Annotated in this window: 3 protein-coding genes; 2 read left to right on the top strand and 1 reads right to left on the bottom strand. The window is 66.4% G+C overall.

Translation table 11 applies throughout. The annotated features are described in order from the left end of the window. Positions 1–20 precede the first annotated feature (20 nt). Positions 21–452 carry a PaaI family thioesterase gene (locus ACK4SV_RS16145; protein ID WP_409918868.1) on the top strand — a complete coding sequence of 144 codons (432 nt, stop codon included), beginning with the start codon at positions 21–23 and terminating at the stop codon, positions 450–452. Further along, positions 449–1,237 carry an SDR family NAD(P)-dependent oxidoreductase gene (locus ACK4SV_RS16140; protein WP_409918867.1) on the top strand — a complete coding sequence of 263 codons (789 nt, stop codon included), beginning with the start codon at positions 449–451 and terminating at the stop codon, positions 1,235–1,237. The genes ACK4SV_RS16145 and ACK4SV_RS16140 overlap by 4 nt, the downstream gene beginning before the upstream one ends. Before the next feature lie 7 nt (positions 1,238–1,244). Here ACK4SV_RS16140 and ACK4SV_RS16135 read toward each other — a convergent pair. Further along, on the bottom strand, positions 1,245–3,772 hold a 2,528-nt coding region (locus tag ACK4SV_RS16135; RefSeq protein WP_409918866.1), incomplete at its 5' end, for a M1 family metallopeptidase.

Raw genomic sequence — 3,772 nt, 5'->3', positions numbered from 1 at the left:
AAACAGACAGTGGGGGCCGCATGGCGACGGTGACGGTGAGCGAAGGCGAGTTTGCGGGCTGGACGACCTGGCCGGACGAGCCCTTCGAATACGAAGCCGCCGGTCCGTTCTATGTCCGCGTTGATGACAAGGGCCCGGTCGCGGCCTTCCGGGCAGAGCGCAAGCACATGAACGCCGGCGGCGTCGTGCATGGCGGCTGCCTGATGACGTTTGCGGATATAGCCCTGTTCTCGATTGCGCAGATGGCGATGGAGGGCGCCTATGGGCTGACCGTTGCCTTCACCTCCGAATTCCTGGACGGGGCACGCGAAGGCGAACTGATCGAGGCGCGCGGCGAAGTGCTGCGCGAAGGCGGCTCGCTAATCTTCGTGCGCGGGATCGTGACGGCCGAAGGGCGCCCCTGCCTGAACTTTTCAGGCACCATTAAGAAACTCCGGAGAGAAGATACATGACCCAGCCGCCCTATCAGGAGCTGTCGCGCTCCATAAATGGCAAGACCGCGCTGATCACCGGCGCCGCAAGCGGCATGGGGCGCGCCACCGCGCACCTCTTCGCGCGCGAGGGCGCCAATGTGGCGGTGACCGACCTAAAGCAGGAAAATGTCGACATCGTCGTGGACGAGATCCGCAAGGCGGGCATCGAGCATGTGAAGGGCTGGACGCTGGATGTCAGTGACGGCGGCACCATCAAGCGCGTGGTGGATGAGGTCGCGGCGCATTTCGGCGGGCTCGATATCCTCGTCAACAATGCCGGCTTCGCGAAGATCGCGGATGTCAGCGAGGAGACCTATGAGGACAGCTGGGGGGCGTCGATCAATGTCATGCTGACCTCGCACCAGCGGGCGATCCGCGCCGCCCTGCCCTATATGCGCCAGAATGGCTGGGGCCGGATTGTCAATATCGCCTCCACCGAAGGCCTGGGCGCGACGCCGGGCAACAGCCCCTATGTGGCCGCCAAGCATGGGGTGATCGGCCTGACGCGCGGGCTCGCCGTCGATCTCGGCCGCGAGGGCATCACGGTGAACTGTATCTGCCCCGGCCCGGTCATCACCGGCATCACCAGCGGCATCTCCGACGAGCATAAGGAAATCTATGCCAAGCGCCGCGTCCCGCTGCGCCGCTACGGTATCCCGGAGGAGGTGGCGCACATGACGCTGTCGCTGGTGCTGCCGGCGGCGAGCTTCCTCAACGGCGTACACATTCCGGTCGATGGCGGCCTGACGATCAAGAACGCCTGAGGCGCTTTCAGAACTTCCCGTCCAGTGACGCGCGGGCATGCGCGCGCTGCGCGGCGCAGAGGGTCAGGTATTCCTTTGTCTCGGCGAGGGCGCGTTCATGGCCGGCCAGGGCGCGCTCACCGCCTGCGAACAGGGCTTCGAGGTCCGTCGTGACCGCCGGGTCGCAGAAATCGCGCGCGAGGCGGGGCATGTTGCGCCGGGTCTGGGACGGAATAACTGCGACGAAATCGGGGAAGTTGCTCCAGATGCGGTTCCAGACGTCGGGGCGATGGCGCGCATTGGCCATCAGGCTCTGCATCGCCGACAGGCTGACCTGCTGGCTGATCTCGCCTGAGCGGATCAGGTCCAGTACGTGCAGCGCATCCTCCGTCTCGGCCACCGAGCCAATGGCGCTCGCCACCGCCTGGCGGAATACGGCATCGTCGAGGCGCTGCTCTGCCTCGATCACGCGGTCCAGCATCGGCCGTCCGCCCTCCTCCAGCGCGGCGCGCAGGGCCGGTACGAAGAGATCGCTGGAGAGGCTGCCTGTGCCCGCCATGAAGGCTTCGAGTTCCGCAATGAGACCGCTGCGGCTGTCCGCATCGCGCAGAACGCCGGCGCGGAAGGCGAGCAGCTGGCTGACAGCTTCCGGCGCGGCAGGCGGGGAAATACCGTCAACGCTTGCGGCGGCCTGGCTGCGGGCAGCCTCCGCCATGTCGCCCTCGAGATGGCCGATCAGGGCCGACCAGCTGCGCAGCGCAGACATCATGACGGTATTCGAGGGATGCTCCAGCCCGGCCCCGAGCACATCCAGGAATTCATCGGCGCCGAGCTTTCCGGCATCAAACGCCGCCTGCGCACTGTCGAGCGTGACCAGCGCTTCGCCGGGCTGCAGCGTGCCGAACGCATCTGACAGGCCCTGCCAGAGCTCCGGCGTCAGATCGAAGCGGTAGTAACCGGTGCCGCCGGCATTCGGCAGGACCATCTCGGGGCAGATCGTGCCCTGGATCTCGAGTGTGCGGCTGGTTTCGCGCAACAGAGTGCAGACCTCGCCGTCCAGCGCGCCATCACGCCAGGCGACACAGACCGGCACGGCCCAGCGGCCACCCGGCGCAATCTCGGACCCCAGGGGCCGGTAGCGGCTCTGCGACAGTGCGAGCTTCGGCGTGCCTGCGCCGCAGCTGAGGCTCGCTTCGATGACCGGCACGCCGGGTTGGGTGACGAAGCTGCGGAAGACCTCGCCGATCTCCGGCTGGCCACTGGCCCGTCCAATGGCCTCATAGAAGGTGGCGCTGTCAGCCTTGCGGTCCGCGAAGCGCGCAATGTAGCGCCCGAGCGCGGGGCGCAGCACATCCGGGCCATAATAGGTGTCGATCATGCGGATGATCGACAGGCCCTTGGAATAGGTGATCGCGTCATAGGCGTTGCGGATATCCTCATTGCGCGCAATCGGCTCGGCCACGGCGCGCACGCCGTTCAGGCTGTCCTGATCCATCGCCGTCAGGCCGCGCACGATGGAGGCGAGGTCGTGATTCTCCTCCGGCTCCATCATCGCCAGCACCGAATACTCGCTCCAGCTGGCGAAGGCCTCCTTCAGCCAGAGATCATCCCACCAGGGCGGAGTGACGAGATTACCGAACCACATATGCGCGATTTCGTGCGCATGGATCTGTTTCAGGCTGCGGATCTGGCCCGGCCCGGCATTCGGGCCTTTCAGGATGCGCCCCTCACGGTAGGTGATCGCGCCGGCGAGCTCCGTCGCGCCGGACGGCCATTGCGGCGCGGCGATGATGTCGAGCTTCTGATAGGGATAAGGCTGGCCGAGCATCTCCTCGAACACCCGCATCATCTCGGGTGTCAGGTCGAGCGCGAAGGCGAGTTCCTCGCCTTTGCCTTCCCGCGCGTAGCCGGCGAGCGGGACTTCGAAGTTGCGCACAGAGTTTACAGGCAGCGGCGGGCGCTCGACCCGGTCAAACTCGCCCACAGCGGCGGAGAGGAGGAAGGTGGACAAGGGCCGCGTCGGCGCAAAGCGGATCGTCTCGAAGCCCGGCTGGGCCATCTCGCGCGAGATTTCCGGCGTGTTGGCAATCGCATGCATGCCTTCCGGCACGGTGAACGTCATCTCGAACACGGCTTTCATGCCGGGCTCGTCGAAGCCGGGCAGGAACCGGCGCGCCTGGATGCTTTCGGACTTGGCGAGCGCGTACCATTTGCCCTGCGATTCGACCCGGAACAGGCCGGCGAGGCTCGTATCGAAAGGCGCGGTATAGTCGATGGCGAGGGTCAGGCGGCGCGCAGTAAGGCGCTGCGGGAAGCCGACCCAGACGACGCCGGTATCCAGCACCTCGGTCCAGGTCGCCTCATGCGTCTCGCCGCCGGCGGTGGCGGTGATCAGCGCGACATCAAGCTCGTCGCCGTGCAGCCAGAGACCGGTCGCGGCGGCGGTGAGCTCGATATCGATCTCGACATAGCCGGAAAAATGCGTCTCGCGCGGGTCAAGCTCCAGAAAGGCGCGGTAGGTGACGGGCCGCGCCGTGGACGGCAGCCGCCCGGCCG

The sequence above is a fragment of the Hyphomonas sp. genome (assembly GCF_046313735.1).
In the GTDB taxonomy this organism is placed as follows: domain Bacteria; phylum Pseudomonadota; class Alphaproteobacteria; order Caulobacterales; family Hyphomonadaceae; genus Hyphomonas.
The sequence above is the reverse complement of the archived record's forward strand: the minus strand, read 5'-3'. Positions and strand labels throughout refer to the sequence as shown.